Source organism: Parvularcula sp. IMCC14364, from assembly GCF_030758415.1.
Classification (GTDB): Bacteria; Pseudomonadota; Alphaproteobacteria; order Caulobacterales; family Parvularculaceae; genus Aquisalinus.
This window is the reverse complement of the sequence record NZ_CP132334.1, coordinates 1,071,343-1,085,338: the sequence shown is the minus strand read 5'-3', so window position 1 is coordinate 1,085,338 and position 13,996 is coordinate 1,071,343. Positions and strand designations below refer to the sequence as shown.

The window sequence follows — 13,996 nt, the reverse complement described above, 5'->3', positions numbered from 1 at the left end:
GTCACCCTTTCTTGAAAAGTGTGGAAATGAAAAAGCCGTCTGTGTTGGTACGGTATGGCGTGAGCTGAAGGCTTCCGGTTAATGACAGACAAAGCCGCAGGTTCTCAGCTGCGTCATCTTTGAGCAGGCCTGACTGCTGCATCTGTGCAAGCGCGTCAGATTCCTGAAAATCCGTATGGGTCTGCAGAAAATGATCAACACGGGTGCGATTTTCAGAACTGATGATCGAGCAGGTCACATATACAAGCAATCCGCCCGGCTTTACGAATTGACTGGCTGTGGCCAGCGCATCATCCTGCTGCGCGTGTCGTTTGGCGAGTTGCGCTGACGTCAGCCGCCATTTGGCGTCCGGTTTGCGCCGCCATGTACCAGAGCCTGAGCAAGGCGCATCGACGAAAACAACATCCATTTTCTGCGTCAAGTCGTCCAGCGTGGCACCGTCTGCAGGGCTGCGCACCTGCACATTGCGCGTGCCAGCGCGGCGTATGCGCTCATACAGAGGCGCCAGACGCCGCGGCTCCACATCCCACGCGAAGACCTGTCCGGAATTGCCAGAAAGTGCCGCCAGCGCCAGCGTCTTGCCGCCAGCCCCCGCGCAATAGTCCAGAATCTGCTTACCGGCTACATCACCAACAGCCAGAGCAGCCAGTTGGGAGCCAAGGTCCTGCACTTCCACCCATCCTTTGGCAAAAGCAGGCATGGCGTCGAGCGCCGGGCTTTTCTGCTGAGCTTCGGGCGGCGCAATGCGCAGGGCAGTTTGTATAAACGCCGCAGGCTGCGCATTGATTTTGCTCAGGCTTTTGAGAACTTTCTCAGTATCCGCCTTAAGCGTATTGGCCCGCAGATCTATGGGCGCGCGCGCTGCTATGGCCTGCCCTTCTGGCACCAGCGCTGCTTCCTCTACAGCAAAATCCGACAGAAGCCATGCCGGCAGATCTGCCCGATATGCGGTATCTGCGGCATCAATGTGACCATCCGTCTCAAGAGCATACTGCTCTTCTGCTGTCAGTGCACCAGGCCCATGAGGCTCTTCGGCGGCAACACCGGCAAGGTGTTCGGCGTCCCAGCCCCATCCCCAACGCAGCGCTGCAAGGCAAGCCGCGCGCGGTGTATCATCTTGCATCTGAGAGGCCAGAGACTGGCGGCGACGCACAACATCATGACACAGGGATGAAATCCACGAGCGATCCCCGGACCCGGCAAAACGGTGCGCCCTGCCCCAATCTGTCAGGCAGATCTTCAGAGGCACATGCTGCGCCTCGAAATTCTCCAACACTTCTATTGCACCGCTCAAGCGGCCTGACTCTTTCATGGCTGGTCCTGATTCAATCCAAGCTCTTTCTGCTTCTTTTTGGTCAGGCCGAGCGACACCAGCTTGTGAGAGTCTGTGAGGTAATCTTTCAATTCGGCATCGCTAAGACCGGGGCTGTCATAGCTCTGTATCCATTTCATCCCGCGCGAGGCCAGATATGGCGCAGGCCGACACCCGGGCGCTTCTTTGAGAAACTCCCAGGCAATATCCGATACCTTGAAAGTGATATGCGGATGCGCCCCGTCATCCCAGCCACCAACTGCAAACATCTTGCCGCCAACTTTCCAGACATGGGAGCCGCCCCACTGCACCACATGGGTCGTCGCCGGCAATGAGCCACAAAAAGCGTTGTATTCTTCGTAAGTCATCTAGCTCGACGTTGGGTAATTTGGCGCTTCACGGGTGATAGACACATCGTGTACGTGGCTTTCGCGCAAGCCCGCATTGGTAATTTTTACAAACCGCGCCTTTTCCTGCAGTTCCGACAGGGTTGCCGCTCCGACATAGCCCATACTGGCACGTACCCCGCCAATCAACTGATGCAGAATTGGCGCCGCCGGGCCTTTATAGCCGACGCGCCCCTCAATACCCTCTGGCACCAGTTTCATCTGCTCTTTCACATCAGCCTGAAAATACCGGTCAGCTGAACCACGCGCCATGGCGCTGATAGAGCCCATGCCGCGATATGACTTGTAGGACCGGCCCTGATAGAGGAACACTTCACCGGGTGCTTCATCCGTACCCGCCAGAAGGGAGCCGATCATGCAGCAGTCCGCCCCGGCAGCCAGAGCCTTTGCCATATCGCCGGAATATTTGATCCCACCATCGGCGATGACGGGAATGCCTTCCTCTTTCGCGGCGCGGGCAGCATCAGAAACGGCTGTGAGCTGAGGCACGCCGACGCCCGCCACAATGCGGGTTGTACAGATCGACCCCGGGCCGATACCAACCTTGATAGCATCAGCACCCGCCAGTGCCAGCGCCTTGGCGGCTTCATAGGTGGCGACATTGCCCGCAATAACCTGTGTATAATTGGACAGTTTCTTGACCCGCTCCACTTGCCTGACCACCTGCGAGGAATGTCCGTGAGCGGTATCAATAACGATCACATCTACCCCCGCATCCATGATCGCTTCTACCCGGGCAAAACCCTGATCGCCCACGGTGGACGCAGCGGCAACCCGCAACCGGCCTGCAGTGTCCTTGCAGGCAAGCGGAAACTTCTCTGACTTTTCAATGTCATTGACCGTCATCAGGCCAATGCAGCGATAATCATCATCGACAACAACCACGCGCTCAATGCGGCGCTTGTGGCAGAGCTCTTTCACTTCTTCGCGCGTGGCGCCCGGCTTTACGGTTACGAGATCAACAGAAGTCATCAGGTCGCGCACGGGCTGGTCAAAATTCGTCGCAAAGCGCATATCGCGATTGGTCAGCACCCCAACCAGCTTGCCAACACCATTGGCATCGCGGTTCTCGACAACCGGAAAACCCGAAATCTTGCGCTCGATCATGATATCCTGTGCAGTGCGCAATGTATCTTCCGGTGTCAGGGTTACCGGGTTGACGACCATGCCGCTTTCATAACGCTTAACCCGGCGCACATGTTCGGCCTGTTCCTCAATCGAGAGATTGCGGTGCAGCACACCGAGGCCACCATTCTGCGCCATGGCAATGGCCATCTGTGCTTCAGTCACCGTGTCCATGGCAGAGGCAATGATTGGTATATTGAGGGTAATATCCCGGGTCAGGCGCGCAGTAACATCCACCTGCGAGGGGATGACTTCAGATGCGCCCGGCTCCAGCAGGACATCATCAAAGGTCAGGGCTTCACGTATTTGCATTTTGTACTCCAGTCAAAATCTCGCACGGATGGAAAAAGGCACCGCTTCGCCGATCTGATAAGCGCGGCTGGTCCGGTCCGGGTCGCTGCACATCCGGGTGGCGGCATTGGCCATGCGCCCACTCCGCCCCATCAGATCATCCGCGATCGCAACAATACGGGTGTTGGGGAAAGCTGTGGGAGACGCCTCCCTGATATCATCCAGAATGAGGCTTTCATCAATATCCGGATTATGCAGAAACGCAGCGATGAAAGCGGTCGCGGAGGAACGACTGATGCCAGCCCAGCAATGCACGAGCATCGCATCATCCGGGTTCCAGTCTTTCAGGAAATCAATCGCACCGGAAACATGCGCCTCGTTTGGTGTCAGACGACCCTCAATCGGTTTGCGGTCATCATCCAGGCAGACGCGGTGATGAATATCAGGCCCATATCCCTCAACATCAGGAAATGGCGTATCCGGGCCGAGCAGGCTGACAATTCGGGCGGGACTATTATCGCGTGCGACCTGGTGCACCATGGCAAGGCTGGAAACCCAGATTTTCATGCTTTTCTCCCCCTGAACCCGGTGGCAACCACATACATCTCAGCTGAATCCTGTCGGCTGGCTTTCGGCTTGGCGTGCAGCACTTTGCGGAAATTCTTCTTGAGGCGTATCAAAAGGTCATGATCGGCGCCGCCCTGAAATACCTTGGCGACAAAATGGCCACCTTCGGCCAGCACTTCCTCGGCGAAATCAAGCGCGGTTTCCGCCAGAGCAATGATGCGCAGATGATCTGTGGCGGGATGGCCGGTTGTCGGGGCGGCCATATCTGACAAGACGATATCTGCATCGCCATCCAGCAATGCTTTCAGCCTGTCTGGCGCTTCTTCATCGAGAAAATCCATCTCCAGCACCTGTGTGCCGGGCACCGGGGGCATCGGCAGGTAATCGATGCCGACAACCTTGCCGCTGGGGCCGACAACTTTTGCCGCGATCTGGCACCAGCCACCGGGGGCAGCGCCAAGATCAACAACGCGCGCGCCCTTGCGCAATATCCGGTATTTCTCGTCAATTTCCTGAAGCTTGTAGGCCGCGCGGGAGCGGTAACCTTCTGCTTTTGCCTTGGCGACGAATGGATCGTTCAACTGCCGTTGCAGCCAGAGCGTGGAAGAGATTTTGCGACCCTTGGCCGTTTTCACCTTCGTGGCAAGCTCACGCTTGGCGCGCTGGTCCGCATCGCCTGTGGGGCGGGACTTGAGACTGCGCTTTTCCGGTTCCTCGCCCAGGGCGGTTCTGGAAATATCAGTATGGCTTTTGGACTTTTTGGGCGCAGAAGACGACTTTTCGGCAGCGCGGTATTTTGCCTTTTTGCCTGATTTATGCCGTTTCGAGTGCTCCATGTGCCCACATAACGGAAGAGTCGTTTTGATGCCAGTCTCTTTTATGGCTGTTTCCTACCGACGGCGCCGGCGGCGTTTGCGCCGTGTCTTGCGGTCCCTAGCGATCAACTCGGAAAGAATGCCTTCGCGCAGGCCACGATCGGCCACCCTGATTCTCGTGGAGGGCCATGCGGTCAGGATCCCTTCCAGAATGGCGCAACCTGGCACCACGAGATCAGCGCGATCCGGCCCGATACACGGCTCGCGCTGACGTTGCTCGTAGGTCATGCCGCGCAGTTTTTCCGACAACGCCACCGCCCGCTCGGACGCGAGCCAGATGCCGTCCACATCGCGGCGATTATATTTTTTCAACCCCAGATGCACGCCCGCAATGCTGGTGACAGTGCCCGATGTGCCCAGCAGGTGCGCCCGGCCCGCCTCGAAGAGCGGGCGCATCTCGTCTGCGCCCTCAAACGCGCGGACCTTTTCAGCGACCAGTTCAACGATTTCATCATAAGTCTCGCGGGTGAGATCACGCCCGTCAAAGCGCTCGGACACGGAAACCACGCCCAGCGGGATGGAGGTCCAGCTGACAATCCGATGCCGTGCCGGCCGTGTGTCACTGGCTTCGCGGACACGGCGCACCCAGGAAATTTCCGTCGAGCCACCGCCAATGTCAAAAACCAGCACCGCTTCCGAGGTCGGGTCCGTCAGATCAAGGCAGCCCCGCACGGAAAGTCCCGCCTCTTCTTCCGGCGAGATCAGGTCAAAAGTCAGCCCCGTTTCCTGCCGCACACGGGCGAGAAATTCCTCGCCATTGTCAGCCATGCGGCAGGCCTGTGTGGCGATGCTGCGCAGCGCCGTCACGCGGCGCTGCCGGACCTTGTCGGCGCAAATCTTGAGCGCCTCTATCGTGCGATCCATTGCCTCATCGGACAAGCGACCCGACTGGCTCACGCCTTCGCCAAGGCGCACAATGCGTGAAAAGGCATCGACGACGCGAAAACCCTGTTTATGGGGGCTGGCGATCAGCAGGCGGCAATTATTGGTACCAAGGTCAATGGCGGCATATTTGGCCGAAAATATCGGGGCGGGTCGCCAGTCTTTTTCCAAGCGCTTTTCCACCTGCACCTCGCCCTCTGGCGGGGTCTGCAGGCCGGCATGAGCGGCTTTCAGCTTCTTCAGGCGCCGGGCACTGATATTCTGGCGCCTTTTTTTATTTTTTTTCCGGGGGGATGAGTCACCTCCCCCGCCCGCCTCTGCCTTTCGGGAGGGGGTGCTGTCACTGGTCACTGTTGCGTCCTCGCTGACCTGGGGCCACTTGTGCGGCCTTCATGTTTTTTCAAACCGTAGCGCGTGGCCGCCGCCAGTCGCAACCTGATTTTGTAGTCACCTGCCACAGGGGTGCCATCGCATTGCCCTGTGGCGCTGCGAAGGCAGGATGGTGTGTTCGCGCAAATCACCAGGCAGGTGGCTTGATCATAAGCCATGGCAGAAGGCAGCACATAAGTATCTTGATGTTCTTCAGCTTGCCAAAAGCCGGAGACCCGTCATCCTGAGCAATCGACCGGAGGTTGTACGGCTTGCCATGTCAGGCCTGCCCCACTCATGGCTACCCCACTCAGGCCTGCATGAATATCTCTTCGGCCAATGTATCGGCGATGATGCCGGTGGGCTTGTCTTCTGCTTTTGCCCGCTCGAAGATCTGGGTCAGGACTGTGGCGATATTGTCGAGGGCGCCATAGAGTTTGTCCCTGTTCCAGTCGCCAAGAAACTCATGGCCGATGCTGATGACACCGCCTGCATTGATGACATAATCTGGCGCATAGAGGATGCCTTTTTCTTTCAGCACACCATCAAATTCAGGTTGCTGGAGCTGGTTGTTGGCGGCCCCGGCGATGATCCCTGCCTTCAGGCGGTTGATTGTGCCATCATTGATCGAGCCCCCCAATGCGCAGGGGGCGAAGATGTCCACGTCCTGCGCGCAGGCTTCTTCCGGGCTGACCACCTCAGCAGCAAATTTCTCGCGCGCGGCGGCCAGCGCCCTGTCATTGATATCTGCCACGACAAGCCGTGCACCTTCCTGATGCAGATAATCCGCCAGGGCCATCCCGACAGCCCCAAGGCCCAGAATGGAGACCCGCACACCCTTCAGGCTATCGCTGCCCAGCTTGTGGGCCGCGGCTGCCTTCATGCCCTGCCAGACGCCATAGGCAGTGAACGGGGACGGGTTGCCCCCACGGCCCTGCTCATCTTCAACGCCGGCGGCATTGCGGGTGGCCTTGCGCATTTCGCGGATATCATCTGTTGTGACGCCGGAATCCTGCGCGCTGACATACAGCCCCTGAAGCGAGTCAATCGCGCGGCCCATGGCCTGCATCATCTCGGGCGTTTTCTCTGAATACGGATCAGCAAAGACAACCGCCTTGCCGCCGCCAAACGGAATATGCCCCAGCGCATTTTTGTAGGTCATGCCGCGAGACAGGCGCTTCACATCGGTCAGGCCATCCTCGAAACTGTCATATTTGCGCACGCGGCAGCCACCAAGGCCAGAGCCGAGATTTGAGTTGTGCACGGAGATAATCGCTTCCAGCTGCGTCTCCTTGTCCGTGAAATGTACAACCTTCTCCCAGCCTTCCACGTCCAGTATGCGGCTCTCCATGCGACACTCCCTTGATTGCAGTGATACAGGCAGTGAAATATCGCGTTGCCGGCGCCAATGCCAGTATCAGCTTTGCCTGTGGTGGAATTTACCACAGCGCCATCAGATTCGGTCACAAATCATCGCGGTTGTTGCTGATGAGTGTTGCTGTTTAGCATTATATGTCATAAGTCTGTCGAAAAAACAGGAACGCCCGATGAAACTCGACCAAATCGACCGCAAAATCCTGCATTATCTGCAGGAAAATGCCAGAATCACGAATGCCGACCTGGCCGAAAAAGTCGGCTTGTCCCCTACGCCGTGCCTGCGGCGGCTGCGGCGGCTGGAATCCGAAGATATTATCAAGGGTTACCACACCGAGGTGAACCGCGAGGCACTGGGCATCGGTGTGACTGTTGTCATCATGATCAAGCTGGAGCGTGAAGATGAAGCCTCCCTGCGCTCTTTTGAGGCGGAGATCAGCGAGCGTCCGGAAGTGGTGGAATGCTATCTCGTGACCGGCAAGTTCGATTATTTCCTGCGGGTGATCATTCCCAATCTGGTGGATTATGAATCATTTCTGTCAGAGACGCTGCTGCGCATGAACAATGTAGCGTCTGTTGAATCCAGCTTCACCCTGCGTCAGGTCACCAAGAAAAACATCCTGCCGCTGCCCTAGTGGCCCCAGGCACTTGTGCGATCTCAAACCGCCGGTTTCAGGACTGGCGCGACAGGATAAAATCCGCGATGCGCGCCAGTGGCTCCTGACGGGGCGAAAAGACGGCCAGCGCCTGCTTGGCATCTTCTATCAGGGTTGCAGCTTTTTCGCGCGCGCCTGTCTCTCCCAGAAGGTCAACGAATGTCGGTTTGCTGTTCATGGCATCCTGCCCGGTCGGCTTGCCGGTCTGGGCGGCAGAACCGGAAACATCCAGCAAATCATCGGTGATCTGGAAGGCCAGACCGATATCAGCGGCGAAGCGCTGGAGAGCATCTGTTTCGGGCTGGCCAGCCTGCGCCAGATAGGCCCCGAAGCGGCAGGAAACAGCGATAAGCGCGCCTGTTTTTAGCGACTGGATGAGGGCAATATCCTCGGCGGCGGCCATGCCGGTCTCGGCCATGATGTCCATCATCTGCCCACCGACCATGCCCATTGGCCCGGCAGCCATGGCCAGCTGGCTGACAAGTATGGTGCGCACTTCCGGCACCGGGTGAGTCGCCGCATCCGCCAGCACGGCGAAAGCCTCTGTCAGCAACGCGTCCCCGGCCAGAACAGCCGTAGCGTCATCAAACTCGATATGAGACGTGGCGCGGCCCCGGCGCAGATCACTGTCGTCCATCGCAGGCAGATCATCGTGGATGAGGCTGTAACAATGGATCAGCTCGATCGCGCTGCCCGCCCGGATCGACTGGCTGCGAGGCACGTCGAAAAGATCGGCGGCCAAAACCGTCAGATAGGGCCGCAGGCGTTTGCCGCCCGCCAGAGCGCTGTAGCGCATCGCGGCATAGATACGCTCAAGACCTGCCGCCGCGGGTTGTGCCGGGCGGGTCAGCAGATGGTCCAGTTGCTGCTCAATGGCGGTCAGAATTTCTGTATCAAAAACATTACTCTGGGTCATGGAGCGCGCCTGCCAGTAAATTAGCGAGAATCAAAGCGCTTTCTTAAGAAAACAGCCCGACTATGTCACGGACCAAGTTCGGGATCGCCAGATTTTTGGAGCCGTCATGTGTGGCATCGCAGGTATAATGGACATGAAAGCGCAGCGGCAGATTGACCGCGACGCGCTGACGCGCATGACAGATGCGCTGGCCCATCGCGGCCCCGATGGTGAAGGGTTCTTCATTGAGGATGGTATCGGCCTCGGCCATCGCAGGCTGGCGATTATTGATCTTGCAGGCGGGCAGCAGCCCTTTGTTTCGCATAGTGGCGACACGGTGCTCTGCTTCAATGGCGAAATCTATAATTATGCAGCACTGCGAAAGACACTGGCGCAACGCAGCATGGCTTTGCGTACACAAAGCGATACAGAAGCGCTGACGGAAATGTGGGAAGCAGATCAGGCAGCGGCCTTGCCCGACCTGCTAGGCATGTTTGCCTTTGCCGTCTGGCAGAAAAACGCCCGCACATTGACTCTGGCACGTGACCGGCTGGGGGAAAAGCCTCTTTACTATGCGACAAGCGCCGACGGCTTCCTCCTGTTTGCCTCAGAGTTGCCTGCCCTGATGGCAAGCGGGCTTTTGCCAGCCGACCTCTCCCGCGAAGCTATTGCGGATTATTTTGCCTATGGCTATGTACCTGATCCGCACACGATCTATAACGGCATCCACAAGCTGCCGCCTGCCTCAACGCTGGTTTTGACCGCCGCCACGCAGGACCTGCCTGCACCGCAACGATACTGGCAGGTGAGACTGGATCAGGCACATCACATCAGTCTGGCTTCTGCCAGCGAGGAATTGACTGAATTGCTCGACAGATCCGTGCACAGTCAGATGGTTTCTGATGTGCCACTGGGGGCATTTCTTTCAGGCGGCGTGGACTCCAGCGGCATTGTTGCCGCCATGGCCCTGCAATCTGATCAACCGGTAAAGACAACGACCATCGGCTTTGCCGAAGAGACACATGATGAGCGTGTCTATGCACAGCAGATTTCGTCGATCTACAATACACATCATACGGAGAAAGTAGCCGATCTGGATGTTGCCGCACTCGTGCCGCGTATCGCATCGGTTTATGGTGAACCATTTGCCGATACATCCGCCCTGCCCATGTATCTGGTCTGCCAGAAAACGCGGGAACAGGTGACGGTTGCGTTGTCCGGTGATGGCGGTGATGAACTTTTTGCCGGATACCGGCGCTATCCTTTTTTCCTGAAGGAAGAACGTGTGCGCCGCCTCATGCCACATGCCCTGCGGCAGCCCCTGTTCTCAACACTGGCCCGCATCTATCCGGCACTCGATGACGCGCCCCGCCCCTTGCGCCTGAAGTCAGGTTTCAGATCGCTCAGCGAAACGACGGCTGAAAGCTATTTCCGGGCGGTAACCATAAACCGTCCCGAAGATGTGCATTCCATGTTGAACCCCGACTTCATGCATACAATCAGTACCCATCATCCGGCACAGCGCGTTGCCCGGTTGATGGATGAGGCTGATACGGATGATCCCCTGCTGGCCGCACAATATGTTGACCTGCATACATGGCTGCCCGGCAGAATGCTGACAAAGGTGGACCGCGCCTCCATGGCACATTCGCTCGAAGTACGCCCGCCCATACTCGACCACAGGCTGGTGGAATGGGCAGGTCGCTTGCCGGCGGCCCACAAGTTACAAGGACATGAAGGCAAGGTTGTACTCAAGCGGGCACTGGAAAAACGCATCCCGCAGGATATTCTCTATCGCCCCAAACAGGGCTTCGGCCTGCCGGTGGCGGCATGGCTGCGCGCGGAGAAGAACAATCCCCTGCACCTGCTCAGCACCAGTGAGCACTGGCGCACATCCGGCTTTTTTGACAACGCCCGGGTTGAGGCCATGATTCAGCAACATAAATCCGGCCAGCGAAATCTTAGTCAGGAACTATGGAGCCTGATCATGTTTGAGGCATTTTTATCCGTACAGGCTAACGTAAAATCTGACTGAAGATAGTCTGATACTGGCTGACCATCGCTTCATGGCTATAGGCCTGTTCAACACGGCGGCGATTCAGATAGCCGAGCGTTTTTCTGCCCTGTGGATCATTGACCAGTTCTGACAGGGCTTGCGCAAGCCGGTCCTCATCCATCAGCGGCAGAATGAAGCGGCGGTTTTCTTCAGCCACCATCTGGGCCACGTCGCCCACATCTGTTGATATCACAGGAAGGCTGCAAGCCATCGCCTCAAGCAGGGCAATGGGCATCTGCTCTGTATCTGATGACAGCGCGAAAATATCAAACGTGGCGTGAACTTCTTCCGGGTTTTCCGTGTGCCCCGAAAAAGCGACATCATCCTGCAAACCCATCTCCAGAGTGAGGGCTTGCAGTGCAGCCCTTTCAGGCCCGTCCCCGGCAATGACCAGCCGGGCTTTTTCTGCAATGCTGGCCTGCGCGTAGACCCGCAGGAGGCGGGCAAAATTCTTTTCCTTACGCAAGGCGCCCAATGTGCCAATGACCAACCGTTCATCTGACAGACGCTGCCCGCCCTGAAAGCGCTCAAGGTTGACCCCGTTCGGGATGTAAATCACATTTTTAGGGTTCAGCCCCCATTTGCTGCAGGCAAGGTTTTTCAGTACATTGGAGGGCACGATAATTCTGGTATTGCGCAGCAGGAGGCACCGGGCAAAGGAGCGCTTCCAGTTTTGCCGCGTCGGGCTTTCATCCGGCCCGAAGCCATCTTCAAAATGCAGATGCGGCGTCAAAGATTTACCGGGCAGCACAGTGCCATTGGCCATGACCGCTTCAATACTGCCCCAATTATACGTGCACAGAAGGCCTGCTGACACTGTTTTGATATGCTCGCGTAAGTGCCGGATATTGGCCGGGCTGAAGCCGCTGCCTTTTTCGATCTCCACGGGGCGGATTTCGTATGAGCACTGCCCTCGCAACAATTCCTGCGCATCATAGGTATTGTCCATGGCAGAAATCACATGATGGAAGGCGGGCATTTCTCGCGCCAGCGCTGCAAAACGCCGCTGCGGCCCGCCAACAGCGAAAGTCGAAAAGACGTGATATATCGTATGTTCAGGCACTGCCATGGATACGGATTGCCTGATCGATAAAGACGGTCCGGTCACTGACGGGTTGCCAGTTCAGGGTCGTTTTTTCAATGGAAATATCGAATGGGGACACAAGTCCGCGCGAGCGCAGATCGCGCATTGACGGGAAAGCAACCTTGCGCCCGCCCACCTGCTTGATTGCCCATTTGCTCACCTCCGCAGCCTGTTGCTGCCACAGGGACTGAGGCCGATAGACGAGCGGGCGCCCTGTGGCGCCGGCCAGTTCTGACGTATAATCACGGGCACTGAGGCGCACATCACCGACAAGATTGAAGCACTGCCCGGCAAGTGCTGCCGCTGGCACTTCCATGACACCGAGGCGGAGCGCTTCAGCAACATCTTCCACCAGGATCAGCGGCAGCGGGTTCGTGCCATCGTTCCAACCGAGGCAAACCCTATCGCGGTTATAGAAACCAATCCCGCTGTGAAACGGCGACGTACCCTGTCCCAGCACAACGCCGGGACGGAAAATACTCACGGGCACACCCTGTTCTTTATATAACTCCAACAACATCAGGTCGGCTTCTGCCTTGGCGCGTGAATAATCCGCCCGCTCTTCGCGCAACGGATCGACAGGCGTGTCATGCCGAATGGTGGTTTGTGCGTCCCCAAGATAGAGAGCCGCAATAGAGCCCACATGCAGAAGCCTTTCAACGCCTGCGCCCTGCGCGGCCTCTGCTACCGTGCGCGCGCCCCCGACGAGCGCGGCTCGAATGGCTTCCCAGCTATCGCCGCCACCGCCATGGGCCAGATTGACCACACTGGGTACACCTGCCATCGCCGAGGCAAGCGTCGCCGCATCCGAGATTGATCCTTTGACAATTTCAACATTATCGCCATTGAAATGGCTGGGCAGGTTTGCCGTATTGCGCGCAATAACACGCACCACCTCACCCTGCTCTGTCAGCTTACGGACAAGGGCAGATCCGATGAAGCCGGTACCACCCAGGACCAGCACGGAAGGGTTCTTTGCACCGGCCATGGGGGGCGCAGCCGATATGGCCTTTTCCGGCAGTGCTGTTTTGACTGCGATTTTCTCGCAAACCTCAACAACGCGCATTCCCTGAGCACCATCCAGATTGTCAGCTGCTTCTCCAAGGTCAGTGTAGAATTGCTCGATGCTGTTCCGTATGGAGACATAAAAACTGTCACTGCGACCGAGAAGGCCTGCCTGCGCCGCCAGATACTTGCCGGAGGCCATCAGGCCTTGCCCGGTCAGGCTGGCACTGTCTGCAAGGTTGCTGCGCAAGTTTTCGGCAAACTCAATATAGGCGCCGGCCTGTTGCACACGGGTTGTATCACGCATGTAATCAGCCTCGATCCAGCCATCATCCCCCATGAGCGAAAGCCGCCAATCCGGGTGATCTGCGCCCAGCTTCAAATGTAATTGCACCGGCACAGAGCCAGCGCGCAGTACCACGATCCACTCCGTCACCAAAAAGATACCGGGCGCATATTCCTGTGCGGGCCCATGCCACACGGTTTCAACATCCAGCGTGCCCAACACATCATCGACCAGGCTGACAGGGTGGACAGCCTGTTCCAGAAGCAGGTTCAGGGGCGAATCGAACATCCAGTGACCAAACTGGCGCGCCGCAAGCTGGCGCAATGGCACCACATAATCACACTGCACACTGCGCACAGGGCCGATACGGTTCTCCTCCAGTGCCTTGCGCAATTTCTGGTGGGCGGGCGTGAACACATAATTCTGGTTGATGCGCAAAGATACGTCATTTTCCGCCGCCAGCGCCTGAAGCTGCTGGCACTCAGCCACAGTCTCGGCCATCGGCTTTTCCAGAAAAACGCTTTTACCGGCGTTCAGCACTTCCTGCGCCACTGCAAAATGGGTCGCTGGCGGGGTCAGTACGTGAACCACATCAACCGTGCTGGCCAGCAGGCTGGCCATATCGGCATGGGTTTGACGGATGCCAAATTTATCGGCGAAGGTTTCGGCAGCAGCGCCGTTGACATCCATTACGGCGGCAAGCTGCACATTATCCAGTGACTGCAAGGCCTGCGCATGTGTCTGGGCGATATTGCCGGTCCCGATCAGGGCTACCTGTTTCATCTTGTTCCTGCTGGTATCTGCTCAGAACT

12 protein-coding genes are annotated in these 13,996 nt (G+C 57.6%); 2 read left to right on the top strand and 10 right to left on the bottom strand.

The window, feature by feature from the left end; genetic code table 11:
• Position 1: 1 nt before the first annotated feature.
• The 7 genes from RAL90_RS05190 to RAL90_RS05160 all read right to left on the bottom strand — a co-directional run bounded on the left by RAL90_RS05190 (position 2) and on the right by RAL90_RS05160 (position 7,179).
• Positions 2-1,312, bottom strand: coding sequence for an RsmB/NOP family class I SAM-dependent RNA methyltransferase (locus RAL90_RS05190; RefSeq protein ID WP_306253459.1), 1,311 nt, complete (start codon positions 1,310-1,312; stop codon positions 2-4).
• Positions 1,309-1,680, bottom strand: a complete 372-nt coding sequence (locus tag RAL90_RS05185) for an MmcQ/YjbR family DNA-binding protein (RefSeq protein WP_306253458.1) — start codon at positions 1,678-1,680, stop codon at positions 1,309-1,311. The genes RAL90_RS05190 and RAL90_RS05185 overlap by 4 nt, the downstream gene beginning before the upstream one ends.
• Complete coding sequence (gene guaB, locus RAL90_RS05180; protein ID WP_306253457.1) at positions 1,681-3,156, bottom strand: IMP dehydrogenase; 1,476 nt, start codon at positions 3,154-3,156, stop codon at positions 1,681-1,683. It abuts the gene before it with no gap.
• 12 nt (positions 3,157-3,168) lie between these two features.
• Positions 3,169-3,702: a tyrosine phosphatase family protein gene (locus RAL90_RS05175; RefSeq protein WP_306253456.1), complete on the bottom strand. Its 534-nt coding sequence runs from the start codon at positions 3,700-3,702 to the stop codon at positions 3,169-3,171.
• Positions 3,699-4,538 carry an RlmE family RNA methyltransferase gene (locus RAL90_RS05170; protein ID WP_306253455.1) on the bottom strand — a complete coding sequence of 280 codons (840 nt, stop codon included), beginning with the start codon at positions 4,536-4,538 and terminating at the stop codon, positions 3,699-3,701. The genes RAL90_RS05175 and RAL90_RS05170 overlap by 4 nt, the downstream gene beginning before the upstream one ends.
• 54 nt (positions 4,539-4,592) lie before the next feature.
• The gene (locus RAL90_RS05165; protein WP_306253454.1) at positions 4,593-5,810 is read right to left on the bottom strand and encodes a Ppx/GppA phosphatase family protein; all 1,218 of its coding nucleotides are present in this window, start codon (positions 5,808-5,810) and stop codon (positions 4,593-4,595) included.
• A 328-nt stretch (positions 5,811-6,138) separates the two neighbouring features.
• A complete protein-coding gene (locus RAL90_RS05160; protein ID WP_306253453.1) occupies positions 6,139-7,179 on the bottom strand; it encodes a Glu/Leu/Phe/Val dehydrogenase dimerization domain-containing protein in 1,041 nt (346 codons plus the stop codon).
• A 196-nt stretch (positions 7,180-7,375) separates the two neighbouring features.
• Here RAL90_RS05160 and RAL90_RS05155 point away from each other — a divergent pair, with 196 nt between their 5' ends.
• Complete coding sequence (locus tag RAL90_RS05155) at positions 7,376-7,837, top strand: Lrp/AsnC family transcriptional regulator (protein ID WP_306253452.1); 462 nt, start codon at positions 7,376-7,378, stop codon at positions 7,835-7,837.
• A gap of 37 nt (positions 7,838-7,874) precedes the next feature.
• On the opposite strand, the gene RAL90_RS05150 is transcribed toward RAL90_RS05155, so the two are convergent.
• Positions 7,875-8,774 carry a polyprenyl synthetase family protein gene (locus RAL90_RS05150; protein WP_306253451.1) on the bottom strand — a complete coding sequence of 300 codons (900 nt, stop codon included), beginning with the start codon at positions 8,772-8,774 and terminating at the stop codon, positions 7,875-7,877.
• Positions 8,775-8,907: 133 nt separating this feature from the next.
• On the opposite strand from RAL90_RS05150, the gene asnB reads away from it, so the two are divergent.
• On the top strand, positions 8,908-10,788 hold the full coding sequence (gene asnB, locus RAL90_RS05145) for an asparagine synthase (glutamine-hydrolyzing) (RefSeq protein ID WP_372340406.1): 1,881 nt from the start codon (positions 8,908-8,910) through the stop codon (positions 10,786-10,788).
• On the opposite strand, the gene RAL90_RS05140 is transcribed toward asnB, so the two are convergent.
• Positions 10,769-11,878, bottom strand: a complete 1,110-nt coding sequence (locus tag RAL90_RS05140; RefSeq protein WP_306253449.1) for a glycosyltransferase — start codon at positions 11,876-11,878, stop codon at positions 10,769-10,771. The genes asnB and RAL90_RS05140 overlap by 20 nt on opposite strands.
• Complete coding sequence (locus tag RAL90_RS05135; RefSeq protein ID WP_306253448.1) at positions 11,865-13,967, bottom strand: Gfo/Idh/MocA family oxidoreductase; 2,103 nt, start codon at positions 13,965-13,967, stop codon at positions 11,865-11,867. The genes RAL90_RS05140 and RAL90_RS05135 overlap by 14 nt, the downstream gene beginning before the upstream one ends.
• Between the last annotated feature and the right edge of the window lie 29 nt (positions 13,968-13,996).

What these genes read in the sequence shown, in the direction of transcription:
- RAL90_RS05170 (WP_306253455.1), bottom strand. Translation starts at nt 4,538, where the DNA reads ATGGAGCACTCGAAACGGCATAAATCAGGCAAAAAGGCAAAATACCGC.
- RAL90_RS05175 (WP_306253456.1), bottom strand. Translation starts at nt 3,702, where the DNA reads ATGAAAATCTGGGTTTCCAGCCTTGCCATGGTGCACCAGGTCGCACGC.
- RAL90_RS05155 (WP_306253452.1), top strand. Translation starts at nt 7,376, where the DNA reads ATGAAACTCGACCAAATCGACCGCAAAATCCTGCATTATCTGCAGGAA.
- guaB (WP_306253457.1), bottom strand. Translation starts at nt 3,156, where the DNA reads ATGCAAATACGTGAAGCCCTGACCTTTGATGATGTCCTGCTGGAGCCG.
- RAL90_RS05160 (WP_306253453.1), bottom strand. Translation starts at nt 7,179, where the DNA reads ATGGAGAGCCGCATACTGGACGTGGAAGGCTGGGAGAAGGTTGTACAT.
- RAL90_RS05140 (WP_306253449.1), bottom strand. Translation starts at nt 11,878, where the DNA reads ATGGCAGTGCCTGAACATACGATATATCACGTCTTTTCGACTTTCGCT.
- RAL90_RS05150 (WP_306253451.1), bottom strand. Translation starts at nt 8,774, where the DNA reads ATGACCCAGAGTAATGTTTTTGATACAGAAATTCTGACCGCCATTGAG.
- RAL90_RS05135 (WP_306253448.1), bottom strand. Translation starts at nt 13,967, where the DNA reads ATGAAACAGGTAGCCCTGATCGGGACCGGCAATATCGCCCAGACACAT.
- asnB (WP_372340406.1), top strand. Translation starts at nt 8,908, where the DNA reads ATGAAAGCGCAGCGGCAGATTGACCGCGACGCGCTGACGCGCATGACA.
- RAL90_RS05185 (WP_306253458.1), bottom strand. Translation starts at nt 1,680, where the DNA reads ATGACTTACGAAGAATACAACGCTTTTTGTGGCTCATTGCCGGCGACG.
- RAL90_RS05190 (WP_306253459.1), bottom strand. Translation starts at nt 1,312, where the DNA reads ATGAAAGAGTCAGGCCGCTTGAGCGGTGCAATAGAAGTGTTGGAGAAT.